The sequence below is a fragment of the Paracoccus shanxieyensis genome (genome assembly GCF_009711265.1).
Classification (GTDB): domain Bacteria; phylum Pseudomonadota; class Alphaproteobacteria; order Rhodobacterales; family Rhodobacteraceae; genus Paracoccus; species Paracoccus shanxieyensis.
This window is the reverse complement of sequence record NZ_WMII01000002.1, coordinates 37,224-63,497: the sequence shown is the minus strand read 5'-3', so window position 1 is coordinate 63,497 and position 26,274 is coordinate 37,224. Positions and strand designations below refer to the sequence as shown.

The following is a 26,274-nucleotide window of genomic DNA, read 5'->3' as shown; positions in this document are numbered from 1 at the left end:
GGGGGTCCTCCAAGGGTAGACACAGTTTGATCTGAAAATAGGGATTCCGGCGCGAGGTTCAATGAGTATACAGCATGGCGCGGAACTCATTCAGCCCCCGCAGCGGGGTTGCGGTGATGCGGGGATGCGATTTCAGCACCGGAGCGGCCCTGATTTCGCCCCCAAGACGGATGGCCGGGGTCGATGCGGCCTCATCACGCGTAAGCCCGCTATCGCGCCAGTTCCAGTCGGGCAGCGCGTCATGGCCCAAGGCCGAAACGCTTTCGCCCTCTGCCAAGCCGCTGATGATCCAGCGATTGTCCCATGGATCCGCCGAGGGGCTGCGACACGCGGCCGCAGGTTCGCGCAGCAGGCGCAAACGGTCGCCGTGAACGTCGATGATCGTGCCCTCCAGCGTGATGCGCCCGGCCGAGCCTGCGGCCGACAGCGCGCGCAGCACGGCTTCGCGGCGGGGCGGATAGTCCGCGCCCGAGACGAAACGCAGCCCTGCGACCAACAGGCGGCGGCGAATCTCCAGCGGGGCGCGGCGAAAGGGCGTCATGGGCAGGATCAGCGAACCTAGCCGCGCCTCGGCCCCTTCGGCCACCTGCGCGGCGTAATCCTGCAAGGCGTCGCGCGCCATGGCCACGTTGGCCGCCGTCTGTGCCAGCTGCGTAGGCGGCAGGTCCAGCGCCGCCAGCGCCTTGCGGATGCGAACGCGTTCGTAATCGCTGTTCTCGTTCGAGGGATCGTCGATCCAGCCGATGCCGCGTTGCGTCAGCCAGCCGCGCAGATCCTTGCGCCCGGTCTGCAGCATGGGGCGCAGCCACAGCATGCCATGCGCCTGCCGCGCCTCGGCCATGCCGGACAGACCGTCCACGCCCGCCCCGCGCGCCAGTCGCATCAGCAGCGTTTCGGCCTGATCGTCCAGCGTATGACCCAGCAGCACGGCCGACAGATCGTGGCGATGCGCCCAGTCCGACAAAAGCCGCAGCCGGGCCTCGCGCGCCTGCGCCATCAGATTGCCGCCGGTCTGGTCGCGCTGCCACGGCAGGATCTCATGCGGGATGCCCAGCCCCGCGGCCTCGGCCCCGGCCTGCCGCGCCTCATGGGCCGATTCGGGGCGCAGGCCGTGATCGACGGTCGCGGCGATCAATGTGCGGCCCTGCACCCAGCGCCGGGTCAGATGCATCAGCGCGGTGGAATCGCCGCCGCCCGACAGCGCAATGCCAAGGCGCGGCAGATCGCCCGCAAGGCGGTCCAGCGTCGCGTGAATGGTCAGGGAAAGCCGATCCGCAGCCGGATCATTGGCCATCGGCCAGATCCGCCGCCGCTTCCGGATCGCTCATCGCGGGATCCAGCGCCGGGTCCATGGCCGGGTCGATGCCAGGCGGCAGCCCATCGACCGCGCCGCTGTCGACGGCATGGCATTGCGCCTGCGTCACGCGCTTTTCGGCCTCGACCGCTTGCGGGCTGTCCGGAAAACGCGCCAGAATTTCCTGAAGGTAATAGCAGCCCTCGGACGGGCCGCCCTTGGCCGACATGGCCCGCGACAGCCCCAGCAGGGCATCGGCGGCCTGCGCGCCGTTCGGATTGGCCGCAAAGCTTTCCAGCCAGGCGATGCCCGCGCCGGACAGATCGCCGGCCGAATCCAGCGCCGCGCCACGCAGGAACAGCGCCTCGGCGGTCAGTGGGCCGCCCGCATGGGTTTCGGCAACGGCCGCGAAGAGGTCCGCAGCACGACGAAAGTCACCTTGACCGAGCACCTCCCGGGCCCGGTCGAAATCGGCCTTTTCCGCAGCGGTCGCGGCCCCGGTCGCAGGGGTGGTGCCAAGGTTGCCACGCTGATCCGAGGACGGCATCGGCGAGGACGCGCCGCTTTGTTCGCCCAGCGTCGGCGTCGTCAGGCTGCCAAGATCGCAGCCCTCTTCCATCTCGCACAGGCGGAATTCGATATCGCCGATGCGGGTGGTGCCGTCTTTCACGATCCGGTCGATGCGGTTCTGCAACTGTTCGGTCTGTCCGGTCAGTTGCGCCAGCCGCGCCTCCATGGCGTTCATGCGGTCGATGGCACTGTCGCCACCGGCCTGCGCATAGCCCGCCTGACCCGACGCGGCCAACTGGCTGCGCAGGAATTGCAGGTCCGAGGTCAACTGGTTCAGCTCGGACCGGATATCGCCCAGCGTCTGGGCGTCCTGCGCGGCTGCGGGCAGCGCCGACAGCGCCACCCCCGCCGCCAGCACCAGCCCTTTCAGACCAAGGCTGCGCATCACATGCCCGCCCCGGGGCTGACCACCGTGACCGCGCGGCGGTTCTTCATGAAGCATTCCTCGGTCGAGCAGACCGCAAGCGGGCGTTCCTTGCCATAGCTGACCGTGCGCAGACGCCCGGCCTGCACCCCTTGCGAGATCAGGTATTCCTGCACCGAATTCGCCCGACGCGCGCCCAAAGCAAGGTTGTATTCCCGCGTGCCCTGTTCATCGGCATGACCCTGAATGACGGCGGACATCGCCTGATGCTGGTTCAGCCAGCCCGCCTGATTGGCCAGCGTGGTGCGCGCTTCCGGCGTCAGGGTCGACTGGTCCAGCTGGAACAGCACCGTATCCCCGGCGGTCGCCTTGAACTCCTCGGGCGAGCCGGGCAGCGTGCCTGCGCCGACGCCACCCGCCCCTGCGCCGTTCATGTTGGCATAAGGGTCGTTCACCAGCGGCCCGCCCTGCGATGCAGGACGCGAGCAGGCGGCGATGGTCAGCAGCGCACCGATCGCGGCAAGTTTGACGATAGTCTTCATATTCTGTCCAATTCCCGCGAATTACGGCAGCAACGGGCCCCAATCGGGGTCCGAGGCTGCGCCATTAAACTGCACAGGGCGCATGTTGCGCCCGGTGATATCCACCGAATGCAGACGCGGGGCACCATCGCCGCCGGGCGTCACGCGGGTGAACATCACGACACGCCCATTGGGGGCCCAGGACGGGCCCTCGTCAAGGAACGATTCTGTCAGCATTTTTTCTTCCGAACCATCGGTGCGCATGACGCCGATGTGGAACTTGCCGCCCACCTGACGGGTAAAGGCGATCATGTCGCCGCGCGGCGACCAGACCGGCGTGCCGTAACGGCCGTCGCCAAAGCTGATGCGGCGCGGCTCTCCGCCATTCGCGCCCATGATGTAAAGCTGCGGCGAACCCGAGCGGTCGCTCTCGAAGACGATCTGCTGGCCGTCCGGGCTGTAGCTGGGCGAGGTCTCGATCGAGGGCGCATTGGTCAGCGCGCGCTGCGCGCCTGACCGGGCATCCATCTGATAGATGTCGGTATTGCCGTTCTTTTCCAGCGAATAGACGATCCAGCGCCCATCCGGCGAAAACCGGGGCGAAAAGCTCATGGTGCCTTGCTGGCCTGCGCTCAGCTGGCGCTGCGCCAGCGTGTTCACATCCATCATCACCGCCTGCGGAAAGCCGGTGGCATAGCTGGTGTAAAGGATGCGCGAGCCGTCCGGCGAAAAGCGCGGCTTCAGCACCAGCGCCGAATTGTCGGTCAGGTATTTCACGTTCGCGCCGTCGTAATCCATGATCCCGATGCGCTTCATCCGCGCATCCTTGGGACCGGTTTCCTGCACGAAGGTCACGCGGCTGTCGAAATAGGGGCTTTCGCCGGTCAGGCGGGCATAGACCTGATCCGCCGCCTTATGCGCCGCGCGCCGCCAGTTGCCGGTGCCTGCGTCGAACTGCATCCCGTCGCCCAGAGGCTGACCCGAAAACACGTCGAACAGCCGGAACTTCACCACGACCTTGCCGCCCTGCACGCTGACCGCGCCGGTGATCAGCGCCTGCGCGTTGATCGCCTTCCAGTCCTCATAGCTGACCGGCGCATCGAAGCTGGCCGGGCGCGAGATATGCGCGCTGGCAGGGATTTCACGAAACAGTCCCGTGCCGGTCAGATCGGCGGCGATCAGTTGCTGGACCTGCCCCAGATATTGCCCGGCCCCGCCTTCGTCCTGAAAGGCGGCGATGGCAAAGGGCATCGGCTCGATGACGCCATCGGTGATTTCGATCCGCAGCGGGCCGTCCTGCGCCAGTACCGGCGCGGCCATGCCCAGACCCGCAAGGGCCATCACGGAAGTCAGCAAAAGTCTACGCAACATGAATCGCCCTCGTCAGGTCTGGTTGCAGGTTATCGGGTCGCGCCGCGGGATGCCATGGCACTACTTCACGGTCGCATTTCCGCTGGGGTTGAAGTCGATGATGACATCTTTCCAGCGGTTGTATTTCTCGGCTGGCAGCTTGTAGCCGCCATTGCGCGCCGCGCACATCAAAATCGCGCGCCGTGCCGCCTCATAGGCCTGTTTTGCCGCAGCATCCGACCCGCCCTTGTGGCCGATCATCTTCAGCCCGCTGGGCTGGCCATCCTGCGACAGCGAAAAGCCCACAGACACCGTGGTGCGCGAAGCTTCGGTCGACAGCGACCCCCGGTTCCAGCACGCCTCGACCGCGACGCGGAAGCCGTCCTTTTCGCCTTGGCTTAGCGGCGGGCCACTGGCGGCGGCACCGCCTCCTCCGGATCCGCCCGCGCCTGCCTTTTCCTTGTCGGCAGCGGCCTGCGCGGCTTTTTTCTTCGCGGCTTCGGCGGCCTTGCGTTCGGCGGCCTCTTCCTTGGCCTTGGCAGCGGCGGCGGCTTCGGCGGCCTCTTTGCGTTCGGCGGCGCGTTTTTCCTCGGCGGCCCTCTTGGCGGCGGCGGCTTCTTCGGCGGCCTTTGCCTCGGCGGCCTTCTTCTCGGCTGCGGCAGCGGCGGCGGCCTTGTCGGCGGCGGCTTTCCGTTCGGCCGCCCGCTTCTCGGCGGCAGCTTTTTCGGCGGCGGCCTTTTCCTCGGCGGCTTTTTCTGCGGCGGCTTCGCGCTCGGCGGCTTCCTCGGCCTCGGCAGCGGCGGCCTGACGGCGCGCACGGTCACGCGCCTCGGCGGCCTCGCGCGCGGTTTCGGCTTCGGCACGTTCGGCGGCTTCGCGGCGTTCCTCGCGGGCGCGCTGTTCGGCGGCCCGCCGTGCGGCAGCGGCCTCGGCGCGTTCGCTGGCGGCCTGCTCGGCGGCGGCTTCCTCGGCCTGACGCGCAAGGGTCAGCTCACGCTGACGCGCGGCCTCGGCGGCGGCGGCACGGGCGCGGGCGGCGTCGGCCAGCCCTTCGGGACGCCCGGTGGGACGCGCCGAATCGACCGGCGCCAGTGCCGAGCGCTGCGGCACGGGCGCGGGCGCACGCGCCGGATCGGGCCGCGAGGCGCTGGCCGGGACCGTCGGACGATCGGCGGTCACGGGCTGGTCGGGCTGCGGGGCCAGGGTTGCCACATCGACGGGCGGCGGGCGGTCCTGCACATCGGACAGATCCGGCTGCGCCTCGGGCCGGGCCGAGGGCCGGGTCAGCGACGCGGCATTCATGTCCGGCGCGGGCGGGCTTTGCGCCTCGGGCGCGCCGCTGGCATCTTCATCCGCCGGAGCCTGCGGTTGCGCGGGCGTCGTCTCGGACACATCCGACACCGGCGCCTGACCTTCGGCCGCGGCGGCCAGCGCCTGAAACTCGGCCTCGGTCATGGTCGAGACCTCGGACATGCGCACGGCTTCGACCGGCACGGGGCGTAAGAACCCGCCCACGACGGCAAAGCCCAGCAGCCCGGCATGGGCCGCGCCAGATATCCAGTAGCCAAGGCGGTCGGCCCGCTCCATCGCGTCAGCCTTCCGACAGCGCGGCGTCCATGCGGGGACCACCCGCATCGGTCACCAGCACGATATTGCTGAAGCCTGCCGCATTCAGCGCGCCCATCACTTCCATGATCCGCGCATAGGGGATCGAGCCATCGGCGCGCAGATAGATCTTGTCGCTCTGGCGTTCGGCAGCCACGGCGCGCAGGCGCGTGACCAGCTCATCCTCGGGCACTTCGCTGTTCATCACCATGATCGGACCTTCCGGCGTCACCGACACGGCCAGCGGCTCTTCGGTCTCGGACGGAACGGACTGCGCGGCGGTCCTTGGCAGCTCCAGCGGCACGCCAACTGTCAGCAGCGGCGCCGACACCATGAAGATGATCAACAGCACCAGCATCACGTCCACGAAGGGCGTGACGTTGATTTCGGCCATGGGCTGGGACTTTTTGCGCCCCCTGCCGCCCCGACCGGCCTTTTTCACGACCCCGCTACCCATTTATTCGTCGTCCAGTTGACGCGACAGGATGGTCGAAAACTCATCGGCAAAGCTTTCGTAATTGCCGACCAGCCGGTCGGAATCGCCCGAAAGCTTGTTGTACAGGATGACTGCCGGGATAGCCGCCAACAGACCCAGCGCGGTGGCCACCAGCGCCTCGGCAATGCCCGGTGCCACGACCGCCAATGAGGTGTTTTGCGAAATCGCGATATCCTCGAAGGCGATCTTGATGCCCCAGACCGTGCCGAACAGCCCGATGAAGGGCGCGGTCGACCCGACGGTCGCCAGAAACGACAACCCGCTGTTCAGCCGGTCGCTTTCGCGGTTGATCGCGACATTCATCGCCCGGTCGATGCGCGAGGTCGCCCCCGCAATCAGCCCGCCATCATCGCGGTGGCTGCGCCGCCATTCGGTCATGCCCGCCGAAAAGATCCGCTCCGAGGCGCCCTTGGGATTGTCGCCGATGCGGTCGAACAGATCATCCAGCGGCTGGCCCGACCAGAAGGCGCGGTCAAAGCGGTTCGCCTCGGCCTTGGCGGCACGGAAGGTGATGATCTTCTGGATGATGATCGCCCAGCCCCAGAACGAGGCCGCCAGCAGGATCACCATGACGATCTGGACGGTCAGCGATGCGCGCACGAACAGCGCCAGAACTGAAAAATCGACCGGCTGCCCGGCACCCGCAAGTTGTTCCATCGAAAAAGGCCTGTGCTATGGCCGCTGGACTGCGGCTTCTGCTTCGCCGATTAGCAGAATGACGCGCAGGGACAAAGCCATCCGCGTGTCAATTCTGCGTCAGATGCAACCTGGTGACGCCGGGGCCATGCGCTGGATCAGCTCGGCAGGCAGGCGCACGGGCCGACCGCGCGCCGACATGCAGACCAGCGTCACCACCAAGGAAAACAGCACCCGCCCCTCGCGCAGCACTTTCTGGCACATGGTGATGCGGGCCTGCCCGATCTCGTGCAGGCGCGATTCGATCTGCAAAAGATCGTCGAACTGCGCCGGAGCCAGATAATCCGCCTCGATCCGGCGCACGACAAAGACCACGCCCGCATCGCGCTTCATCGCCAGCTGATCGACGCCCAGATCGCGCAGCCATTCGCTGCGGGCGCGTTCGGTGAATTTCAGATAATTCGCGTAATAGACGATCCCGGCCAGATCGGTATCCTCGTAATAGACGCGAATGGGAAACCGATGCATCACACAGCCCCCGCCGCCATACGCGCCGAAAGCCGCAGCGCGTGCGAGGGGTCGGTGCCTACGACCGGCATCACCGGATCATAGGCCGCGCGGATCAGCGCCGCCAGCTCGGCCGAAGGCGGCACATCCTGCGCGAATGTCAGCATGGCCCGCATGACCAGCCCTTCGGCCAGATGCGCGGGATGGGCATCCGCCAGCACGCCGCCCATATTGACGAATGTCATGCAGGCGCGGATGCCGCCATCGGCGTCAAACCGAAAGATGCGATACTGGCTTGCACCATGACCGGCCAGACGCGCGGGCAGATCGGGCTGCCCGGTCAGTTCGGCCAGATCCGGCACGCTGGCCAACTCGTCCCAGTCGCGCAGGAAAAAGCTCATCATGTTCGCGCCCATCTCGGGATCGGTCTCGGCGATGGGATGACGGGCATGGGCCAGGGCCGCGCGGGTCACGTCGCGAAAGATATCCAGCGTCTCATCGGCCAGCCCAAAGATCACCGGGGCGACAGGCCGCCCCCAGCGCGCGCACAGATACCGGCCGTCACGGGTGAAAAGCTGGGCGATCCGGTCCGGCTCCAAAGCGTTTCTCCGTTTTCCAAATACTCTCGGGGGTGAATTGCGGCAAAGCCGCAAGAGGGGGCAGACAGCCCCCTAATGCGTGGATGCCGAAAGCTCAACCGACGATGGTGGCCTCGGTCGCGGCGCGCAGCTCGTCCTCGGTAACGCCATGGGCGGTCTCGACGATCTTCAGCCCGCCCGGCACCACATCCAGCACGCCCAGATTGGTGACGATGCGATTGACGACCGACTGGCCGGTCAAAGGCAGCGTGCAGGATTTCAGCACCTTGGATTCACCGGCCTTGTTGGTGTGGTCCATGACCACCACCACACGCTTGACGCCCGCAACCAGATCCATCGCGCCGCCCATGCCCTTGACCAGCTTGCCGGGGATCATCCAGTTCGCCAGATCGCCGTTTTCGGCAACCTCCATCGCGCCAAGGATCGCCATGGCGATCTTGCCGCCACGGATCATGGCAAAGCTTTCCGAGCTGTCAAAGAACGAGGTCTGCGGCAGCGCCGTCACGGTCTGCTTGCCGGCATTGATCAGATCGGCATCCTCCTCGCCCTCGATGGGAAAGGGGCCGATCCCCAACATGCCGTTTTCCGATTGCAGCGTGACCTCGATGCCCTCGGGGATATAGTTGGCCACCAGCGTCGGAATGCCGATGCCCAGATTCACATACCAGCCGTCCTGCAATTCCTGCGCGGCGCGCGCCGCCATCTGGTTGCGGTCCCAGCCCTTGATCTGATCGGCCATCACACGGCCTCCTTCTTGCGCGTGGTGCGCTGTTCGATGCGCTTTTCATGCGCGCCCTGCACCAGACGGTGGACATAGATGCCCGGCAGATGGATGGCATCGGGATCAAGGCTGCCCGTGGGCACGATCTCCTCGACCTCGCAGACACAGATCCGGCCGCATTTCGCCGCAGGCACGTTGAAATTGCGCGCCGTCTTGCGAAAGATCACATTGCCGGATTCGTCGGCCTTCCAGCCCTTGACGATGGCGATATCGGCGACGATGCCGCGCTCAAGGATATAGGTCTCGCCGTCGAAATCCTTATGCTCCTTGCCCTCGGCGATCACCGTGCCGACGCCGGTCTTGGTGTAGAATCCCGGAATGCCCGCACCGCCCGCGCGCATCCGTTCGGCCAAGGTGCCCTGAGGATTGAATTCCAGTTCCAGCTCGCCCGCCAGATATTGCCGCATGAATTCGGCGTTTTCACCGACATAGCTGCTGATCATCTTGCGGATCTGGCGGCTGTCCAGCAGGACGCCCAGACCGAAATGATCGACACCGGCATTGTTGCTAGCCACGGTCAGATCCTTGACGCCGGACTTGCGGATCGCCTCGATGGCCAGTTCCGGAATGCCGCACAGACCAAAGCCACCGGCTGCAATCAGCAACCCATCCTGCAACACATCGGCAAGCGCGGCATCCGCGCTCGGGTAAAGTTTCTTCATTCGATCCTCCGGACTTCCTCAAGGATTTTGTGCAGGTGCGGCGAAGCCCTGTCAATCAGAACCCAACCGTGGCCGCATCCGGCCTGCGCGGGTCCGAGGCCCCCAGCAGCGCACCGCTTTGCCCGTCGCGCATGATCGATTGGGTCGAGCCCATCGTGGGCTGTTCGCGGATGACATGCCCCTTGGCGGCCAGCAACCGCAGGGTATCGACGCTGATGCCCTCTTCGATGCGCAACTCGTCGGGCAGCCACTGGTGATGGATGCGCGGCGCGGTCGAGGCCTCGGCCACATTCATGCCATGGTCGATCATGTTCATGACCACCTGCAGCACCGTGGTGATGATCCGCGCACCGCCGGGCGAACCCGTCGCCAGCCAGACCTTGCCGTCCTTCAAGACCAGCGTCGGCGTCATCGAAGACAGCGGCCGCTTGCCCGCCGCCACCGCATTCGCCTCGCCGCCGATCAGCCCGAAGGCGTTGGGCACGCCGGGCTTGGCCGAGAAATCGTCCATCTCATTGTTCATCAGCACGCCCGTGCCCTCGGCGACCAGACCCGAGCCATAGTCCAGATTGATCGTATAAGTGTTGGAAACCGCGTTGCCGTCCTTGTCGATGATCGAGAAATGCGTGGTCTGATCGGATTCGTAAGGCCCCGGATCGCCCGGCCCGATCATGTCCGAGGGCATGGCAAACCCGCTTTGGATCTTTGCGCGCAGACTGGCGGCATAATCCTTGCTGGTCAGCGCCGCGACCGGCACATCGACAAAATCCGGATCGCCCAGATATTCAGACCGGTCGGCATAGGCCAGCTTCATCGCCTCGGCCATCAGATGGATGGTCTCGGCGCTGTTATGGCCCAAAGCCCCGATCGGATAGCCCTCCAGAATGTTCAGGATCTGGATCAGATGCACCCCGCCCGAGGATGGCGGCGGCATCGACACGATGTCATAGCCGCGATAGCTGCCCCGCACCGGATCGCGCAGCACCGGCTTGTAGGCAGCCAGATCCTCGACCGTCATCGGACCGCCGGCAGCCTGCACGGCCCTGGCGATGCCTTCGGCGACGGGGCCCTTGTAAAACCCGTCCGGACCCTGCTCGGCCACCGCCCGCAGCGTCCGGGCCAGATCGGCCTGTACCAGCACCTCGCCCGGCTGCCAGCCACTGCCGTCGGGCTTGAAGAAGATGGCCGCGCTGGCCGGATGAGCCGAAAGCTCCTCGCGCGAGGCCTCGATGCTGTCGGCAAGCTCCGGCGTGACGGTGATGCCCTCGCTGGCCAGACGGATCGCGGGGGCGATGACCTCGGCCCAATCCATGCTGCCATGACGTTCCAGCGCCATGCGCATCCCGGCCACCGTCCCCGGCACACCCGAAGCCGCACCGCTGCGCAAGGACTTCTCGCTGTCGGCCTCGCCTTGGGCATTCAGGAACATGTCCCGGGATGCACCGGCAGGCGCCATCTCGCGATAATCAATGGCCTGCGTCTGACCGCTTGCGGCGTCATGAACCAGCATGAAACCGCCCCCACCGATATTGCCGGCCCGCGGCAAGGTCACCGCCAAAGCGAACGCCACCGCGACGCCAGCATCGACAGCATTGCCACCCCGCGCCAGAATATCGCGCCCGACCCCGGCGGCGACACGCTCTTGCGCCGACACCATGCCGTTCTGCGCCCAGACCGGATGGATGCGATCCATATTGGAAAAGAACGCGGCCGCATCCTGCGCCCCAGCCTGTCCGGCCAGCGCGATGCCGATACCGATAGTGAATACCCCAGAAAACCGCAGGACTGACATGCCGATACCTCCGCTTGGACCAGCTTAGCCTAGCAGGCTGTCCGCCAAGGTCAAAACGCGCGAGTTGGGAAACGCTGCGCGGGTGGCGATGTCGTCAAATGGGTATTTGAAAAACAAGGAAGCCTGATAGCTCTCCTTGTTTTCCAAATACCCAAAATGAACATCCGGGCCGGGAGTTACGCCGGAGGTTTGGCGGGTTTCTTGGCAGGCGCCTTTTTTGCCGGTGCCTTTTTCGCAGCAGGCTTTTTCTCCGCAGCTTTTGCTGCGGATTTCTTCGCAGCGGGCTTTTTCGCTTTGCCGGCTTTTTCGGTGATCAGTTCAAGCGCACGTTCCAGCGTGACCGCACCCGGTTCCAGATCGCGTGGCAGGGTCGCATTGACCTTGCCCCATCTGACATAGGGTCCGTAACGCCCGTTCAGCACCTGCACCGGGCCACCATCGGGATGTTCGCCCAGTTCGGCCAGCGGCGCGGCGGGGGCCGCCCTGCCGCGGGTGGGCTTGCTGGCCAGCACCTCGACCGCGCGGTTCATGCCGATGCTGAAGACCTCATCGACATCCGGCAGGTTTGCGTATTTCGCGCCATGCTTCACATAGGGGCCGTATCGCCCGATCCCCGCCTCAACGACGACGCCATCTTCGGGATGCGGCCCGATCTCTCGCGGCAGCGCAAGCAGCGCCAGCGCCTTTTCCAGATCGACCGAGGCCAGTTCCCACCCCTTGGGCACCGAGGCACGCGGCGGCTTTGGCACATCCGCCGTGGCCTCTCCGCGCTGGACATAGGGGCCGAAGCGGCCATTCTTCAGGCTGATCTCATCGCCATTATCCACGCCCAGCACGCTGTCGCCCACCGCCTCGGCATCGGGGTTGCCCAAGGGACGGGTGAAACGGCATTCGGGATAATTCGTGCAGCCGACGAAGGCCCCGCCGGAGCGGGCGGTTTTCAGATGCAGCCGGCCCTTGTGGCACAGCGGGCATTCGCGGGGATCGCTGCCATCGGCGCGCGGCGGGTAAAGCGCCGGGGCCAGCGCCTCGTCGATCGCCTCAAGCACCTCGGTGATGCGCAGCTCGCTGGTGCCTTCCAGCGCCGCGGTGAAGTCTTTCCAGAACCGGCGCAGCACCTCGCGATAGGCCCGCTCGCCCGAGGAAATATCGTCCAGCTCGCCCTCAAGGCTCGAGGTGAAGTCATAGCTGACATAGCGCGGGAAATATTTCAGCAGAAAGATCGTGACCAGCCGCCCCTTGTCTTCTGGGATCAGGCGCGACTGTTCCTTGCGGACATAATCGCGGTCCTGAATGGTCGTCACGATGCTGGCATAGGTCGAGGGGCGCCCGATTCCCAATTCTTCCATGCGCTTGACCAGCGTGGCCTCGGTATAGCGCGGCGGCGCCTGCGTGAAGTGCTGCTCGGGGGTGACGCCACGCTTGGATGCGGCCTCGCCCTGCTCGATCAGGGGCAGACGGCGACCGTCCTCGTCCTCCTCATCGTCGCGGCCCTGATCATAGACCTTCAGGAAACCGTCGAACTGCATGACCTGACCATTGGCGCGCAGACCGACATCGCCGTCGGCGCTGGCGATCTCGACCGTGGTGCGCTCCATGCGCGCCGATTCCATCTGGCTGGCGATGGTGCGCTTCCAGATCAGATCATACAGCGCCTTCTGGTCCTTGTCGGTGACCGACAGCTTGTCGGGCGACAGCATCATGTCGGTCGGGCGGATACATTCATGCGCTTCCTGCGCGTTCTTGGCCTTGTTCTTGTACATGCGCGGCGATTTCGGCAGATATTCCTCGCCAAAGCGCTTCTTGATGGCATCGCGCGCGGCCATCACGGCCTCGGGCGCCATGTCGATGCCGTCGGTCCGCATATAGGTGATATAGCCCGCCTCATACAGCCGCTGGGCCGAGCCCATGCAGGCGCGCGCGCCCAGACCCAGCTTGCGGCTGGCCTCTTGCTGCAGGGTCGAGGTCATGAAGGGCGGCCATGGGTTCCGGCTTGCGGGCTTTGCCGTGACGCTCGCCACCTTCAGATCGCGCGACGCAATGGCAGACACTGCCAGCATCGCATCCTTTTCCGTCGCCAGATCGAAGCGCTCCAGCTTCTTGCCGCCAAAGACGGTCAGGGTCGCGTCATACTGATCGCCGCGCGGCGTCGCGAGCTTCGCATGAACCGACCAGTATTCGCGCGCCTTGAACGCCTCGATCTCCATCTCGCGGTCGACGATCACCCGCAGCGCGACCGACTGCACCCGACCCGCCGATTTCGCCCCCGGCAGCTTGCGCCACAACACGGGCGACAGGTTGAACCCCACCAGATAATCCAGCGCCCGACGCGCCAGATAGGCATCGACCAGCGGCTGGTCGATCTGGCGCGGATTTGCCATCGCCTCGGTCACGGCCGTCTTGGTGATCGCGTTGAAGGTGACGCGGCTGACCTCGGCACCCTTCTTCAGGGCCGGAGCCAAGGCCTCCAGCAGATGCCAGGAAATCGCCTCACCCTCGCGATCGGGGTCGGTCGCAAGGATCAGGTTCGGATCGGATGCCAGCGCATCCTTGATCGCCTTGACGTGCTTTTTCGACTCCGACGCGACTTCCCATTTCATGGCGAAATCCGCATCCGGGTCGACGCTGCCATCCTTCGGCGGCAGATCACGGACATGCCCGAAACTGGCCAGAACCGTATAGTCGTCGCCCAGATATTTGTTGATCGTCTTGGCCTTGGCAGGAGATTCGACGACGACGACAGGCATGAAAATTCCTTCAGATGATTCGGCCCGAGAAAATGGGCATCCCTCAACGAACTGTCAACGCTGCCCTTCTTCGTTCTGAAAATACTCCACGGGGGTCCGGGGGTGTGAAACCCCCGGTCGCGGCATCAGACACCGTCGCCGACGAACGCTTTTTCGACCACGAACTGCTTGGGATCGCTGTTTGCGCCCTCTTCCAGACCAAAGCCTTCCAGCACCGCCTTCACATCCGTGTTAAAGGCCAGACTGCCGCAGATCATCGCACGATCCGTGGCGACATCCATCGGCGGCAGGCTCAGATCGGCAAACACCTTGCCCGAGGTCATGTTATCGGTGATCCGGCCCATCAGCGGCGATTCTTCGCGGGTGGTGGTGGGATAATACAGCAGCCGCTCGGCGAAGCTTTCGCCATAGATCTCGCCCAGCAGCGGATCGTGGCGCAGGTTCTCGACCAGTTCGCGACCATAGGTCAGCTCTTCGGCGGTGCGGCAGGTATGCATCATGATCACCTGCTCATAGCGCTCGTAAAGCTCGGGGTCGCGCATCAGCGAGGCGAAGGGCGCAAGGCCGGTGCCGGTGGCCAGAAACCACATGCGCTTGCCGGGCAGCAGCGCGTCCAGCACCAGCGTGCCGACGGGTTTGGGGCGCAGGATGATCTCATCGCCCGGCTGGATTTTTTGCAGCTTCGAGGTCAGCGGCCCGTCCGGCACCTTGATCGAATAGAATTCCAACTCCTCGTCCCAGTTGGGCGAGGCGATGGAATAGGCGCGCAGGATCGGTTTGCCGTTATCGCCGGGCAGGCCGATCATCACGAACTCGCCCGACCGGAACCGCAGCGATGCAGGCCGCGTCACGCGGAACGAAAACAGCGTATCCGACCAATGCTTGACCGAGGTGACGGTCTGGGCATCGGGCATGGTCTTTGCGGGTTTGGCGGCAGTATCGGCCACGGGCACGTCCAGGGTCATATGATAAATCCCGGTCTTTCTAGGTCACAAAGGCGCTGGGGAAAACCCCGGCATCATCCGGCAAGGCGCGAACGGTGGTCCCATTCCTGCCAGTCGGCACGATAAAGCCACTGATCCTGTGGCTGGCGGGCGGCTAGTGCGGCCGAGATGCGGACTTCGTCAAAGCCCACCCGACGCGCCATGGCGTATTGATCGGCGATCAGGCTGCCCACGGCACGCAGGCGACCCGAGAATCCCTTCTCGCGCAAAAGCCGGGCCAGCGTAAAGCCCCGCCCGTCGCTGAAGGCGGGAAAATCCACGGCGATCAGCGGCTGGTCCAGATGGTCGGCCAGCGTCGCGGGGTCGGTATCGGGGGCCAGAACGATGGGCTCGGCCCCGTCATCGGGGTGAAAGCCGTCGTCGCGGACGATGAAGAAATCGCTCATGAACCTGCTCCTGCGCGGACCATCTTGCCGCCGATGAAATGGATGCCGCATTCGGTCTTGGACTGGCCGCGCCAGCGGCCCGCCCGGGGATCCTCGCCCGGCTTGATGGGCGAGGTGCAGGGCGCACAGCCGATCGAGGCATAGCCCTTGGCGACCAGAGGGTGACGCGGCAGATTGTTTTCCGCCATATATTCCTGCACATCCTCGCGCCGCCAATGCGCCAGCGGGTTGATGCGCAGACGCGAGGGCGCCTCGGATTCGAAGAATTGCAACTCCTGCCGCTCGCCGCCCTGAAAGCGCTTGCGCCCGGTGATCCACGCGTCGAATTTCGACAACTCGCGCTCCAGCGGGATCGTCTTGCGGAAATCGCAGCAGGCATCGGTGCTGAACTGATGCAGCGTGCCGTCCGGGTCGTTCAGCGCCACTTCGCGTTCCGTGGCGCGGATCACCCGCACATCGGTCAGGCCCAGCTTCTGCGTGACCTCAAGCTGATAATCCAGCGTCTCCTGAAACAGCATCATGGTGTCGATGAACAGAACCGGCGTGCCCGGCGCCACGACCGAGACCATGTGCAAAAGCACCACCGATTCCGAGCCGAAGGACGACACCAGCGTCGTCGATCCCAGATCGGGATCCTTCAGGGCGCGGCGCAGCACCTCGGTCGCGGCATGATGCTTATAGCGATCATTCAGCCGCGCAGCGCGCGCATCCAGCGTGTCATCAAGCATGGGCCGGATACAGCGCCGCCTTGAACGGAGCCATCCCCACGCGGCGGTAAGCGTCGATGAAACGCTCTTCTTCGGACTCGCGCACCTCAAGATAGGTGTTGATGATGCGGTCCACGGCCGCCACGACATCCTCGGCCCCGAAACCCGCGCCGGGCTTCTGGCCCACGGCGGGAATGTCGTAGCCGTCGCCGCCCAGCGTGATCTGGTAGTTTTCGACCCCGGCGCGATCCAGCCCCAGAATGCCGATATGGCCCAGATGGTGATGACCGCAGGCATTGATGCAGCCCGAGATGCGGATGTCGATCTTGCCGATCTCGCTTTCGATGTCGCGGGCCCGGAAATGCGCGGCGATTTCTTCGGCAATCGGGATCGAGCGCGCGGTGGCCAGCGCGCAGTAATCCATGCCGGGGCAAGCCACGATGTCCGAAATCAACCCGGCATTGGCGGTGGCCAGCCCCGCGGCTTTCAGGTCCTGATACAGCGCGAACAGGTCCGATTTGTGGACATGCGGCATGACCACGTTCTGATCGTGGCTGATGCGCAGATCATGATGGCCGTAACGCTCGGCCAGATCGGCCAGCAGGTCCATCTGTTCGGCCGAGGCATCGCCCGGCGTCTGGCCCGGTGCCTTGAAGCTGATCTTGACGCTGGCATAGCCGGGCGCCTTGTGGGGCATGAAATTGGTGTCGGTCCAGCTGCGGAAAGCCGGGTTCGCAGCGCGCTGCGCCTCATAGTCGCCGTCGTCCGCATTGCGGAAATCGGGGGCGGCGAACATGGCTTTCAGCGCGGCCAGATAATCCTGATCGACGCCCGAGAAGACTTCGCGGCGGTTCAGGAACTCGGCCTCGATTTCCTCGCGCATCACGTCAAGGCCGCGCTCGGCGACGGTGATCTTGATGCGGGCCTTGTATTTGTTGTCGCGACGGCCCGAGAGGTTATAGACCGCGATGATCGCCTCGATATAGGGCAGCAGGTCGGCTTCGGGCAGGAATTCCCGCACCACCTGACCGATCATGGGCGTGCGGCCAAGGCCGCCGCCGATCCAGACCTGATAGCCGATTTCGCCCTTGTCGTTGCGCTTGAGGCGCAGGCCGATGTCATGGGCGGCAATCACTGCGCGGTCCTTTTCGGACCCCGTGATGGCGATTTTGAACTTGCGCGGCAGGAACTGGTATTCCGCATGATCGGTGGACCATTGCCGGATAAGTTCGCCATAGGGGCGCGGATCGGCGACCTCATCGGCCGCAGCGCCGGCATAGGCGTCGGTCGTGACGTTGCGGATGGTGTTGCCCGAGGTCTGGATGGCATGCAGCCCGACTTCGGCCAGCGCATCCAGCATGTCCGGGATATCGACCAGCGTCGGCCAGTTATACTGGATGTTCTGACGCGTGGTCCAATGGCCATACCCCTTGTCCCATTTGCGCGCGAGCAAAGCCAGCGTGCGCATCTGGTCGGGGCTGATCGTGCCATAGGGAATGGCCACGCGCAGCATATAGGCGTGAAGTTGCAGATAGACGCCGTTCATCAGCCGCAGCGGTTTGAATTCGGCCTCGGTCAGCGAGCCGTCAAGGCGGCGCTGCACCTGCTGGCGGAACTGGGCCGAACGGTGGCGCAGGTATTCGTTATGTTGCGGGCGGGCGTCAAACATTGCTGGCCTCGATTTCGGATCCGAATTCGGCTTGCTTGCCATGGAAGTAGTTGGAGGGGCCGCGACGGCGGAACGCCTCGCGGAAATGGGTGGGTTCGGGGCGGCCATCTGCACCGCGCTTGGCCTCGGCCAGATAGGGATCGACGACGATGCCCGCCTGCGACATGGCGTCGAGCATCGCCAGATCGGCAATCGCCTCATCCTCGAAGAGCTCGGCCTCGCGCGGGTCGGCGGTCCATGCGCCGTCACGCATCCACACGCAATGGCCCATTCGCAGATCATTCGCAGTGATGACGCCGGGTCTTGCAGCGGTGGGGGTGAAGGTCTTGGACATCGCCTTTTGCCTTTCGGTTTGGGTTCTCTCTATATAGAAAATTGTCCTGCATATTGACGAGTGGGGCAGAAAAATAAGAAACAGGTTCCGCAGTTAGCGCGTGGAAAAAGGAACAGGTTTCGCGATGAGCGATGACAGACAAACACCGGCCCGGTTGGACGAGACAGATCGCAAAATCCTTTCCCTGCTGCAGGACGACGCCACGCTGTCGCTGGACGATATCGCTGCCCGTGTGGGGGCGTCGAAGACCCCGGTCTGGAACCGGATTCGTAAATTGCGCGAGGCAGGCGTGATCCGGGGTCAGGTGGCGCTGCTGGATCCCGATGCGCTGGGGCTGGACGCCTGTTTCTTCGTGCTGATCCGCACCAGCGAACATGACCCCGACTGGGCCAAGCGCTTTCTGGCCGCCGTGCGTGCCCGTCCCGAGGTGATCGAGGCGCACAGGCTGGCGGGCGACATCGATTACATCCTGAAGGTGCGGGTGCGGAATGCGCGCGCCTATGACCGGTTCTATCAGGCGCTGATTTCAGAGGTGAAGATCCACAACGTCACCGCGCTTCTGTCCATGGAAGAGCTGAAGGCGACCACCGCGCTGCCGCTGAGCTGACCGCGCCGGGTGGCGCGGCCGCATGAGTATTTGAAGAACGAAGAAACCTCAGGCGTCGCGCGAGGCGTCTTGCGCGCGCTGCAAGGCTGTCGGCAGTGCCTCGGCAAAGGCGTCGAGGTCGCGCGCGGGTCCGCAGGAGATACGGATGCAGCGGTCCATCGGGGCGACGGCGGGCATCCGGGCGAAAATGCCCAGCACCGCCAGTTCCGCCAGCAGGCGGCGGGCAAAGGCGCCATCCGCGCCGCAATCCACCGCGACGAAATTGGTGGCGGATGGCAGGGCGGTCATGCCATTCGCGCGGGCAATATCCGCGATTCGGTCCCGCGACGCCGCGACCTGACGGCGGGTTTCGGTCAGCCATTCGTGATCCTGCAGTGCCGCCAGCGCGCCGATCTGCGCCATGCGGTTCATGCCGAAATGGTTCCGGATGCGGTCGAAACCCGCGATGAGTTCCGAAGGGCCGATGGCATAGCCCACCCTTGCGCCCGCCATGCCATAGGCCTTGGAGAAGGTGCGGAAGCGGATCACCCGGTCATCCTGCGGGTCGATCTGGGGAATGGCCTCATCCGGGGCGAATTCGGCATAGGCCTCGTCCAGCACCAGAAGCGAGCCCTGCGGCATCTGGTCCAGCATCGCCGTGATGCGCGGGGCCGGATGCCAGCTTCCCATCGGGTTGTCGGGATTGGCCAGATAGACCAGCCGCGCGAAGTTTTCGCGGGCGGCGGCGACCAGCGCCTCGGGGTCTTCGGCATCGTCGCGATAGGGCACCTTGTGCAAGAGCCCGCCAAAGCCTGCGACGTGATAGTTGAAGGTCGGATAGGCGCCGTCCGAGGTGACCACGGTTTCGCCGGGCGCCAGCGTCAGGCGCACCAGAAGGCCCAGCAGACCGTCGATGCCTTCGCCGATCATGATGTTGTCCGGCGCGACGCCGTGATGCGCGGCCAGCGCGTGGCGCAGGTCATGGCTGTCGGGATCGGCGTATTTCCAGATCTCGGGCGCGGCGCGCATCATGGCCTCGACCGCGTGAGGCGACGGGCCGAAGCCGTTTTCATTGGCGCCCAGCCGGGCCACGAAGGGGGTGCCGCGCTGGCGTTCAAGCGCCTCGGGGCCGGTAAAGGGCACGGTCGCGGGCAATGTGGCGGGGATCGGGGCGAAGCGTAATCTGGTCATGGCGCCTAGCAGAAGCGCAAATCCGGCTGGGGTGCAAGTGGGGTGGAGCGCCCGTTGACGCGGCAGCCAAGCGCCGCGATCCAAGGGGCTGCGTGGCGTGGGCGCATCGGGCAATTGATCGTGAGGCTGGCCTCAGCGCTTGAAAGCAATGGCTTTTCTTTGCAAGCTTTCAGGCGGCACGGAATTCAGGTGGGCCGCTGCGCCCATGACCGTAAAGCTGCGACATCTTCCGCGTCGAAACAGATCAGACAGGAGACCTAGCATGAGCGCCGATCCCCCCAAGACATTCAATGTCGAGAATGACGCCACCGCAGGCTATTGGTCCAACCGACCGGCCAACACCTTGCCCTTGCCCGATATGATGGGCGCCTATATGCGCAACCGCCCCTATCCCGGCAATCAGGTCGAGGGGCGCAAGGCGTGGATCATCGGCAGCGGCATCGCCGGTCTGGCGGCGGCCTTCTACCTGATCCGCGACGGCGGCATGAAGGGATCCGACATCACCATTCTGGACGCGCTGGATGTGACCGGCGGGTCGCTGGACGGGGCCGGAAACCCCGAGGACGGCTATATCATCCGCGGCGGGCGCGAGATGAATTTCAACTACGACAATCTGTGGGACATGTTTCAGGATGTGCAGGCACTGGAACTGCCCAAGGGCTACAGCGTGCTGGACGAATACCGGCTGGTCAACGACACCGACCCGAACTGGTCCAAGGCCCGACTGATGCACAATCAGGGCGAGATCAAGGATTTCTCGACCTTCGGCCTCAGCAAATCGCAGCAATGGGAACTGATCCGGCTGCTGTTGAAGCGCAAGGAGGATCTGGATGACCTGACCATCGAGGATTACTTCAGCGAAGGTTTCCTGCAGTCTAATTTCTGGTTCCTGTGGCGGTCGATGTTCGCCTTTGAAAACTGGCAGAGCCTGCTGGAAATGAAGCTGTACATGCACCGCTTTCTGGATTCCATCGACGGGTTCGCGGACATGTCCTGCCTTGTGTTTCCGAAATACAATCAGCACGACACCTTCGTGAAGCCCTTGGTCCAGCATCTGAAGACGCTGGGCGTTCAGGTGCAGTTCGCAACCCGCGTTCATGATCTGGAGATCTTGGACGATGCCGGCAGCCGCACGGTGACGGGCCTTCTGGCCAAGGTGGACGGGCGCGAGGAGCGCATTGCCGTCGATCCCAAGGATGTGGTCTTTGCGCTGACCGGATCAATGACCGAGGGCACGGCTTACGGCGATATGGACCACGCGCCGGTGCTGGAGCGAGGCCGTTCAGAGCCCGGTCCGGACAGCGACTGGGCGCTGTGGCAGAACCTGGCCGCGAAATCGCCGGTCTTTGGCAAGCCGCAGAAATTCTATGGCGATGTCGACAAGTCGATGTGGGAATCGGCCACGCTGACCTGCACGGCCTCGCCGCTGGTCGAGCGCCTGAAAGAGCTGTCGGTCAACGACCCGTTTTCCGGCAAGACGGTGACCGGCGGCATCATCACCTTCACCGACTCGAACTGGGTCATGAGCGTGACCTGCAACCGCCAGCCGCATTTTCCCGACCAGCCCGGCGATGTGCTGGTCCTGTGGGTCTATGCGCTGCTGATGGACAAGGACGGCAACAAGGTCGCCAAGCCCATGCCCGCCTGCACCGGCCGCGAGATCCTTGAGGAGCTTTGCCATCATCTGGGCATCGCGGATGTCGAGGCGGTCGTGGCCAAGACCAAGGTGCGGCTGGCGCTGATGCCCTATATCACCTCGATGTTCATGCCGCGCGCCAAGGGCGACCGCCCGCATGTCGTCCCCGAGGGCTGCACCAATCTGGCGCTGATGGGCCAGTTCGTCGAGACGGCCAATGACATCGTGTTCACCATGGACAGCTCGATCCGCACGGCTCGGATCGGCGTCTATACGCTGCTGGGGCTGCACAAGCAGGTGCCCGATATCAGCCCGGTGCAATATGATATCCGCACGCTGATCAAGGCGGCCCGCACGATCAACAGCAACCAGCCCTTTCCCGGCGAGCGGCTGCTGCACCGGCTGCTGGGCAAGACCTATTACGCCCATATCCTGCCACCCATGCCCGACGCGACCCAGACCACCCGCGAAGCCGCCGAGACCGAGCTGAAGTCGCTGCTGGGGGCCGGGGGCAGTGCCTTGGCCGGGGTGGCCGCATGGCTGCAAAAGACCCGCGATGAGATGAAGGCGCGCTCGCGGAAATAGCCGGGTGGCGCGAGGATGCCCATTGGTGGGCGGGCTGCGACAATGCCGCTGCGCGCCCGCATCAGGTTCAGGTGATGACGCGAAGGCCCGCGGGCCTTCGCGACTGCCCCCTTACGCTGCGGCCTGATCGGCCCCGTCCGCAGCACCAGCGGCGATCTGCGGCAGATAGGCGGCTGGCGTCAGGCCGGCGGCTTGCAGGAAGCCGACATAGCGGGCGCATTTCGCCGCCCGGTGGCGGTCGTAAGCAGCCCCGTCGAACTTGACCAATTGCTTGATCCGCGCCCGCGTCAGGGGCTGGGTCAGGTCGTCGGCGCGCAGATAGGGGACGCCGGTTTCGCGGCACATCTCTTCGGTCCGGGTGTCGATGGTCACGGTGCAGGCCATGCGCTCGGCCTGAATCGCCAGCTGCGCGCCATGGAAACGCGGCCCGATCAGCAGGTCATAGCGGCGCAATTCATCCATCCATGCCGCCACATCATAGAATGAGCGGGCATAGTTCAGCGCCCATGTCTTGAACTGCTCGCGGCTGTAATGCGGGACGGTATGCTGGTGGATCCGGTCCAGCACCTCCGGTTCGATCTCGTCGAACAACCCGCGCGATATCTTGATCATATTGCCCATGGACTGAACGATGTAGATGCCGGGAAACTGCGGATCCATCATCAACGAGATCAGCTGCTGCTCAATTTCGCGCGTATTCCGCCAGCTTTCGTGGCCACCTGCGACTGCAATGCGCTGGGGCAGCGGATTGGCGTTCCAGTTCTTTTCAATCTGCATCCCAAGATCGGGACGCGGGTTGATGAAATGCGACGGGCAGCCATTGGCCATGGTTTCCGCGCCGGTCAACTTGGCGATCTGTTCCGAGGTATAAGGGCCACGAGTATAGATGTTCTGGATGCCGTGACGGCGACCGTTCTCGATCAGCACGTCCAGCCATGCGCGGGTGCCTTCGGTCAGTTCGACATCTGCACCGAATTCCTTGGCCTGAGCCCCCAGACCAATGGCGACGATCGGCTTTTCGACCGCAGCCAGATTATTGGCCAGTCCGCCAAGGTCGGTATGCTTGCCAAGCTGATTTGCGCAGGGAATGACCACGAAATCCGCCTGGTTGAAGACTTCGGGACGCGTGTGCCACGGATGGAACGAGATATCGCCCTGGATCTGCGTCTTCACCGCATGAACAAAGGCCAAGTTGCCGTTGTTATGGCCGATATTGCGATAAAGCGTCTCGAAGCTTGAATTTGAATAAAGACCGCAGTCCTTGCTTTCCCAGAGAAGAGCGATTTTCATGGTTTTCCTTACTTTTCTATAATTTTCAGGTTCATGCATGTGATGGTCGAGACTGATCGGGGGCGCTCAAGCGCGCTTGCGCCGGCCGATATGCGGTTTCTCCTGCTGCTCTGTGAAAGCGATCGCGCAAGCCTCGGCCCATTCGGTTGCGAAGCCCGACAGGTCCAGCGGGGCGCTGATGCGGGACTTGTGATCGGCCAGTGCCTGCGGATCGCCATGGACCGACAAGATGGCGCTGGCCAGCGCGGCGGGATCGGCCACGCGGAACTGCACGCCCCAGCCTTCGGTCTTTTCGGCCATCCCTCCGATATCCGAGGCGATCATCGGCGTGCCTGCCGCCCGTGCCTCTTGAATGACCACGGGTGAGTTTTCCCACCACACCGACGGGATGATGATCCAGCCATAGCCGCGCATGATGGTGACGCAATCCTGCGGGCGATAGCGGCCGCGGAAATGCACGCAGGCGGGGATTTCAAGATCGGGCCACATCCGGGCGAAGCTGTCGCGGTCGACGCCGTGGATCTCGATGCTCAGGGGGATGGCGGGCGCGTCGTCTTGTGCCTCGATCAGGGCTGCGGCGCGGATCAGCACGTCAAGGCCCTTGGTCGGCGTGGCCTGCCCGAAGAAGGCGAAGCGGCCGGATTTGGCCAGAAGCTGCGCCTCGGTTTCCGGGGCCAAGGTCTGCGGATGGTCAAGGCCGTTTTCGATCACCGCGATACGGCCCGCGGCGATGCCCCAGTCCTCGAAGCGCAGGCGCAGAAATTCGCTGGGCGACAGCAGGTGGTCGAACAGCGCCAGCATGTCCAGCATCCGCGTCTTGCGCAGCACGAAGTCGATGGGCGGACGCGCCACGCAGGCCGCGCAGGCCACCTCGGTCGAGGCATAGCACAGCTCGCCCGAGCGTTTGACCATCTGGCCGTGATTGGCGCAGATCGCCGTCAGCTCATGCAGGGTGCAGATGAACTTTGCCTGCGGAAGTGCCGCGCGCAGGCGACGGATGGTGCCCGCGCCGATGTTCCAGAAATGGTGGAAATGATAGATGTCGCCCTGCAAGGCCAGCAGAAACTCAAAGATCCAGTCCTCATCCTGAACCTGTGCATGTTCCATGGTGAAACTGTCCATGCCACGTCCGCGCAGGCAGAAATCGCGCGGGCCGAAGCTGATGATCTGCTGGCTGGCCCCGAAGAATTTCGCGCTGTCCTCGGGGCCGATGGTCGAGCCGACGAAATACACATCCTGACCCAGCGCCAGCAGATGCTCGAACTGGCGATAGGCCGCGACCTCGCCACCGCCATAGCGCAGGTTGGGATGGGAATGCGAAACGATGACGGTGCGGCTCATGCGGCGTCCTTTCGGATCAGACGCCGGCTTTCGGCATCATGGGCGTGCCAGTCCGTGCCTTGGGTCAGGCTTTGGCTGTGCGGACCGGATTTGCCTTCGAAATAGCGGAAGATGTCGGCGCGGCTGAGTTCTGCGCGATCCTGCGCCATCAGGCGTTCGGCAAGGATGCGGATGCGGGCCTCTTGCGTCAGGAAGCAGTCGGGGATCTGCGCAAGATGGCCGAAAAAGGCGGCAGCTTCGATGGACAGGGCAAAGGGCAGCAGGTCACGGGCAAAGCGGTCGGCGCTGGCCTTCGCATCGGGCATCACCGCGCCGATCGGGTCCAGCAGCATCAGGCGCGGCTTCGTGGGGCTTGCCGCGAAAAGCTGTGCCGCGTTGAACTGAAACAGCGTCCCCGAGCGGGCAAAGACCACGCGCGCGGGCAACCGGCCCGGCTGCGGAATATCCAGCGAGACGCCTTCCAGCCGCAAATCGCCCGGGATTTCCCGCCGGGCCCCGTCGATGCCGTTCTGCAGGGCGGGCGTCAGGCAGGGACGCAGCAGATGCAGGCGCAGGCTTGCGGGAATATGCGGGCCAATCCGGCGCAGAACGTCGCGCAGATCGTGATCGGCAAGGTCATGGTCAAGGATCAGCAGCGTATCCGTGCCGGGGTCGGTGAAGGTGTCGGGGGCCTCAAGCGGCTGCGGATCGGGCAAAGACGCGGGCAGCAGCGCGCGGCGCAGGCGGTCGCGGTCGGCGGTGTTGTCCATGCCAAGCGCGGCCGTGGCGACCTGCTGCGCCAGATCTGCGGCCCCGGTCGGATGAGCCGTGGCAAAGATGCCGGGCAGGACATATTCGCCCGGCACCATCAGCAGAACCCGGACCGGCCCCGTGGGCGCGGCAGGAAAACGCCAGCCGCCGCCATAGCCGTCGCGGCCCGTGAAGCGATAGCGCGGCGCATAGGGCGCCAGATCGGCGCGCGTCATCACGCCGGGAAACAGGTCGACGGGCACCACCATGTCATCGGCCAGGGCCAGCGCGCACAGCGCGTCGGGGGCGTGGCCTGCGGGCATATACCAACCGATCACCGCCCCCTGCCCGGTCGTGCTGGCATGACAGCGGTCAATGGCAAGGATGTGGTTTTCCGTTTCAGACCCGGCCGAGGGCGAAAGGCGCAGCCGGGCAGAGATATCCCGCCCGGTGCTGTCATCGGCAAGCACCAGATGGCGCGTGGCAATCAGGCGCAGCACGGCAAAGAACACCTCATCCACCCCGATCTGGATCAGACGCGCGGCATCCTCGGACAGGCGGGGGGTGCGGATTTCGATGAAATCCTGCCCCTCGGCAAGGTGAACGGTCGCGGAACCTGCGTCGAAGGTATCGCCAAGCGCGGCCAGATCGAACAGCGCAATGGCCCCCAAGGGCTCGGAACTGCGCAGATCGCGCCGGACATGCCGGGCGATCAGGACGGGCATCAGCACCTCGTCATCGACATGCAGCCGCAGATCGGGGCGCGCGCTGGTGGTCCAGCCCGCGACCGCCACAATCCGCGCATCGTCCATGAAACAGAAGTCGAGGTTCATCATCATGCCGCCTGATCCCTTGTATTGCCGAGGCTGTTGCTTGCTGCGCGCATGGCTGC

Annotated in this window: 24 protein-coding genes; 2 read left to right on the top strand and 22 right to left on the bottom strand. The window is 64.6% G+C overall.

What is annotated here, in order from left to right:
* Positions 1 to 58: 58 nt before the first annotated feature.
* From tilS to GL284_RS02200, 18 genes are all read right to left on the bottom strand, one after another.
* A complete protein-coding gene (gene tilS, locus GL284_RS02285; RefSeq protein WP_155043043.1) occupies positions 59 to 1,294 on the bottom strand; it encodes a tRNA lysidine(34) synthetase TilS in 1,236 nt (411 codons plus the stop codon).
* Positions 1,284 to 2,249 carry a tetratricopeptide repeat protein gene (locus GL284_RS02280; RefSeq protein ID WP_155043042.1) on the bottom strand — a complete coding sequence of 322 codons (966 nt, stop codon included), beginning with the start codon at positions 2,247 to 2,249 and terminating at the stop codon, positions 1,284 to 1,286. Before GL284_RS02280 ends, tilS begins: the two co-directional genes overlap by 11 nt.
* Positions 2,249 to 2,770: a peptidoglycan-associated lipoprotein Pal gene (gene pal, locus GL284_RS02275; protein ID WP_155043041.1), complete on the bottom strand. Its 522-nt coding sequence runs from the start codon at positions 2,768 to 2,770 to the stop codon at positions 2,249 to 2,251. Before pal ends, GL284_RS02280 begins: the two co-directional genes overlap by 1 nt.
* A 21-nt stretch (positions 2,771 to 2,791) precedes the next feature.
* Entirely contained in the window at positions 2,792 to 4,120 is a 1,329-nt protein-coding gene (tolB, locus tag GL284_RS02270) for a Tol-Pal system beta propeller repeat protein TolB (RefSeq protein WP_155043040.1), read from the bottom strand.
* A gap of 60 nt (positions 4,121 to 4,180) precedes the next feature.
* On the bottom strand, positions 4,181 to 5,686 hold the full coding sequence (locus tag GL284_RS02265) for a protein TolA (RefSeq protein ID WP_155043039.1): 1,506 nt from the start codon (positions 5,684 to 5,686) through the stop codon (positions 4,181 to 4,183).
* A gap of 4 nt (positions 5,687 to 5,690) precedes the next feature.
* Positions 5,691 to 6,161: an ExbD/TolR family protein gene (locus GL284_RS02260; protein WP_155043038.1), complete on the bottom strand. Its 471-nt coding sequence runs from the start codon at positions 6,159 to 6,161 to the stop codon at positions 5,691 to 5,693.
* Positions 6,162 to 6,857, bottom strand: coding sequence for a protein TolQ (tolQ, locus tag GL284_RS02255; RefSeq protein WP_155043037.1), 696 nt, complete (start codon positions 6,855 to 6,857; stop codon positions 6,162 to 6,164).
* A 99-nt stretch (positions 6,858 to 6,956) separates the two neighbouring features.
* Entirely contained in the window at positions 6,957 to 7,367 is a 411-nt protein-coding gene (ybgC, locus tag GL284_RS02250) for a tol-pal system-associated acyl-CoA thioesterase (protein ID WP_341870483.1), read from the bottom strand.
* On the bottom strand, positions 7,364 to 7,942 hold the full coding sequence (locus GL284_RS02245) for a hypothetical protein (RefSeq protein ID WP_155043035.1): 579 nt from the start codon (positions 7,940 to 7,942) through the stop codon (positions 7,364 to 7,366). Before GL284_RS02245 ends, ybgC begins: the two co-directional genes overlap by 4 nt.
* Before the next feature lie 94 nt (positions 7,943 to 8,036).
* Positions 8,037 to 8,681, bottom strand: a complete 645-nt coding sequence (locus tag GL284_RS02240; protein WP_155043034.1) for a 3-oxoacid CoA-transferase subunit B — start codon at positions 8,679 to 8,681, stop codon at positions 8,037 to 8,039.
* Positions 8,681 to 9,385, bottom strand: coding sequence for a CoA transferase subunit A (locus GL284_RS02235; protein WP_155043033.1), 705 nt, complete (start codon positions 9,383 to 9,385; stop codon positions 8,681 to 8,683). Before GL284_RS02235 ends, GL284_RS02240 begins: the two co-directional genes overlap by 1 nt.
* 55 nt (positions 9,386 to 9,440) lie before the next feature.
* Positions 9,441 to 11,177, bottom strand: a complete 1,737-nt coding sequence (gene ggt, locus GL284_RS02230) for a gamma-glutamyltransferase (RefSeq protein WP_196216791.1) — start codon at positions 11,175 to 11,177, stop codon at positions 9,441 to 9,443.
* Between the two features lie 176 nt (positions 11,178 to 11,353).
* A complete protein-coding gene (gene topA / locus GL284_RS02225) occupies positions 11,354 to 13,924 on the bottom strand; it encodes a type I DNA topoisomerase (protein ID WP_155043032.1) in 2,571 nt (856 codons plus the stop codon).
* 125 nt (positions 13,925 to 14,049) lie between these two features.
* On the bottom strand, positions 14,050 to 14,889 hold the full coding sequence (locus GL284_RS02220) for a ferredoxin--NADP reductase (RefSeq protein WP_155043031.1): 840 nt from the start codon (positions 14,887 to 14,889) through the stop codon (positions 14,050 to 14,052).
* Between the two features lie 53 nt (positions 14,890 to 14,942).
* A complete protein-coding gene (locus GL284_RS02215) occupies positions 14,943 to 15,314 on the bottom strand; it encodes a DUF934 domain-containing protein (RefSeq protein ID WP_155043030.1) in 372 nt (123 codons plus the stop codon).
* Entirely contained in the window at positions 15,311 to 16,042 is a 732-nt protein-coding gene (locus tag GL284_RS02210; RefSeq protein ID WP_155043029.1) for a phosphoadenylyl-sulfate reductase, read from the bottom strand. The genes GL284_RS02215 and GL284_RS02210 overlap by 4 nt, the downstream gene beginning before the upstream one ends.
* Complete coding sequence (locus tag GL284_RS02205) at positions 16,035 to 17,690, bottom strand: nitrite/sulfite reductase (protein WP_155043028.1); 1,656 nt, start codon at positions 17,688 to 17,690, stop codon at positions 16,035 to 16,037. Before GL284_RS02205 ends, GL284_RS02210 begins: the two co-directional genes overlap by 8 nt.
* A complete protein-coding gene (locus GL284_RS02200; RefSeq protein WP_155043027.1) occupies positions 17,683 to 18,024 on the bottom strand; it encodes a DUF2849 domain-containing protein in 342 nt (113 codons plus the stop codon). The genes GL284_RS02205 and GL284_RS02200 overlap by 8 nt, the downstream gene beginning before the upstream one ends.
* A 124-nt stretch (positions 18,025 to 18,148) precedes the next feature.
* On the opposite strand from GL284_RS02200, the gene GL284_RS02195 reads away from it, so the two are divergent.
* Positions 18,149 to 18,631, top strand: a complete 483-nt coding sequence (locus GL284_RS02195) for an Lrp/AsnC family transcriptional regulator (RefSeq protein WP_155043026.1) — start codon at positions 18,149 to 18,151, stop codon at positions 18,629 to 18,631.
* Positions 18,632 to 18,679: 48 nt separating this feature from the next.
* Here GL284_RS02195 and GL284_RS02190 read toward each other — a convergent pair whose 3' ends face one another.
* A complete protein-coding gene (locus GL284_RS02190; RefSeq protein WP_155043025.1) occupies positions 18,680 to 19,801 on the bottom strand; it encodes a pyridoxal phosphate-dependent aminotransferase in 1,122 nt (373 codons plus the stop codon).
* Positions 19,802 to 20,063: 262 nt separating this feature from the next.
* On the opposite strand from GL284_RS02190, the gene GL284_RS02185 reads away from it, so the two are divergent.
* Positions 20,064 to 22,022, top strand: coding sequence for an oleate hydratase (locus GL284_RS02185; protein WP_155043024.1), 1,959 nt, complete (start codon positions 20,064 to 20,066; stop codon positions 22,020 to 22,022).
* A 111-nt stretch (positions 22,023 to 22,133) separates the two neighbouring features.
* Here GL284_RS02185 and GL284_RS02180 read toward each other — a convergent pair whose 3' ends face one another.
* The 3 genes from GL284_RS02180 to GL284_RS02170 form a co-directional block, all read right to left on the bottom strand.
* Positions 22,134 to 23,312 carry a polysaccharide pyruvyl transferase family protein gene (locus GL284_RS02180; protein ID WP_155043023.1) on the bottom strand — a complete coding sequence of 393 codons (1,179 nt, stop codon included), beginning with the start codon at positions 23,310 to 23,312 and terminating at the stop codon, positions 22,134 to 22,136.
* A 66-nt stretch (positions 23,313 to 23,378) separates the two neighbouring features.
* A complete protein-coding gene (locus tag GL284_RS02175) occupies positions 23,379 to 24,653 on the bottom strand; it encodes a glycosyltransferase (protein ID WP_155043022.1) in 1,275 nt (424 codons plus the stop codon).
* Positions 24,650 to 26,221 (bottom strand): hypothetical protein, encoded by a 1,572-nt coding sequence (locus tag GL284_RS02170; RefSeq protein ID WP_155097800.1) that lies wholly within the window; start codon positions 26,219 to 26,221, stop codon positions 24,650 to 24,652. Before GL284_RS02170 ends, GL284_RS02175 begins: the two co-directional genes overlap by 4 nt.
* Positions 26,222 to 26,274: the final 53 nt, after the last annotated feature.

Excerpts from the sequence above, each read along its gene's own strand:
- tilS (WP_155043043.1), bottom strand. The coding sequence starts at position 1,294 with ATGGCCAATGATCCGGCTGCGGATCGGCTTTCCCTGACCATTCACGCG.
- GL284_RS02280 (WP_155043042.1), bottom strand. The coding sequence starts at position 2,249 with ATGCGCAGCCTTGGTCTGAAAGGGCTGGTGCTGGCGGCGGGGGTGGCG.
- pal (WP_155043041.1), bottom strand. The coding sequence starts at position 2,770 with ATGAAGACTATCGTCAAACTTGCCGCGATCGGTGCGCTGCTGACCATC.
- tolB (WP_155043040.1), bottom strand. The coding sequence starts at position 4,120 with ATGTTGCGTAGACTTTTGCTGACTTCCGTGATGGCCCTTGCGGGTCTG.
- GL284_RS02265 (WP_155043039.1), bottom strand. The coding sequence starts at position 5,686 with ATGGAGCGGGCCGACCGCCTTGGCTACTGGATATCTGGCGCGGCCCAT.
- GL284_RS02260 (WP_155043038.1), bottom strand. The coding sequence starts at position 6,161 with ATGGGTAGCGGGGTCGTGAAAAAGGCCGGTCGGGGCGGCAGGGGGCGC.
- tolQ (WP_155043037.1), bottom strand. The coding sequence starts at position 6,857 with ATGGAACAACTTGCGGGTGCCGGGCAGCCGGTCGATTTTTCAGTTCTG.
- GL284_RS02240 (WP_155043034.1), bottom strand. The coding sequence starts at position 8,681 with ATGGCCGATCAGATCAAGGGCTGGGACCGCAACCAGATGGCGGCGCGC.
- GL284_RS02235 (WP_155043033.1), bottom strand. The coding sequence starts at position 9,385 with ATGAAGAAACTTTACCCGAGCGCGGATGCCGCGCTTGCCGATGTGTTG.
- ggt (WP_196216791.1), bottom strand. The coding sequence starts at position 11,177 with ATGTCAGTCCTGCGGTTTTCTGGGGTATTCACTATCGGTATCGGCATC.
- topA (WP_155043032.1), bottom strand. The coding sequence starts at position 13,924 with ATGCCTGTCGTCGTCGTCGAATCTCCTGCCAAGGCCAAGACGATCAAC.
- GL284_RS02220 (WP_155043031.1), bottom strand. The coding sequence starts at position 14,889 with ATGACCCTGGACGTGCCCGTGGCCGATACTGCCGCCAAACCCGCAAAG.
- GL284_RS02215 (WP_155043030.1), bottom strand. The coding sequence starts at position 15,314 with ATGAGCGATTTCTTCATCGTCCGCGACGACGGCTTTCACCCCGATGAC.
- GL284_RS02210 (WP_155043029.1), bottom strand. The coding sequence starts at position 16,042 with ATGCTTGATGACACGCTGGATGCGCGCGCTGCGCGGCTGAATGATCGC.
- GL284_RS02205 (WP_155043028.1), bottom strand. The coding sequence starts at position 17,690 with ATGTTTGACGCCCGCCCGCAACATAACGAATACCTGCGCCACCGTTCG.
- GL284_RS02200 (WP_155043027.1), bottom strand. The coding sequence starts at position 18,024 with ATGTCCAAGACCTTCACCCCCACCGCTGCAAGACCCGGCGTCATCACT.
- GL284_RS02195 (WP_155043026.1), top strand. The coding sequence starts at position 18,149 with ATGAGCGATGACAGACAAACACCGGCCCGGTTGGACGAGACAGATCGC.
- GL284_RS02190 (WP_155043025.1), bottom strand. The coding sequence starts at position 19,801 with ATGACCAGATTACGCTTCGCCCCGATCCCCGCCACATTGCCCGCGACC.
- GL284_RS02185 (WP_155043024.1), top strand. The coding sequence starts at position 20,064 with ATGAGCGCCGATCCCCCCAAGACATTCAATGTCGAGAATGACGCCACC.
- GL284_RS02180 (WP_155043023.1), bottom strand. The coding sequence starts at position 23,312 with ATGAAAATCGCTCTTCTCTGGGAAAGCAAGGACTGCGGTCTTTATTCA.
- GL284_RS02175 (WP_155043022.1), bottom strand. The coding sequence starts at position 24,653 with ATGAGCCGCACCGTCATCGTTTCGCATTCCCATCCCAACCTGCGCTAT.
- GL284_RS02170 (WP_155097800.1), bottom strand. The coding sequence starts at position 26,221 with ATGATGATGAACCTCGACTTCTGTTTCATGGACGATGCGCGGATTGTG.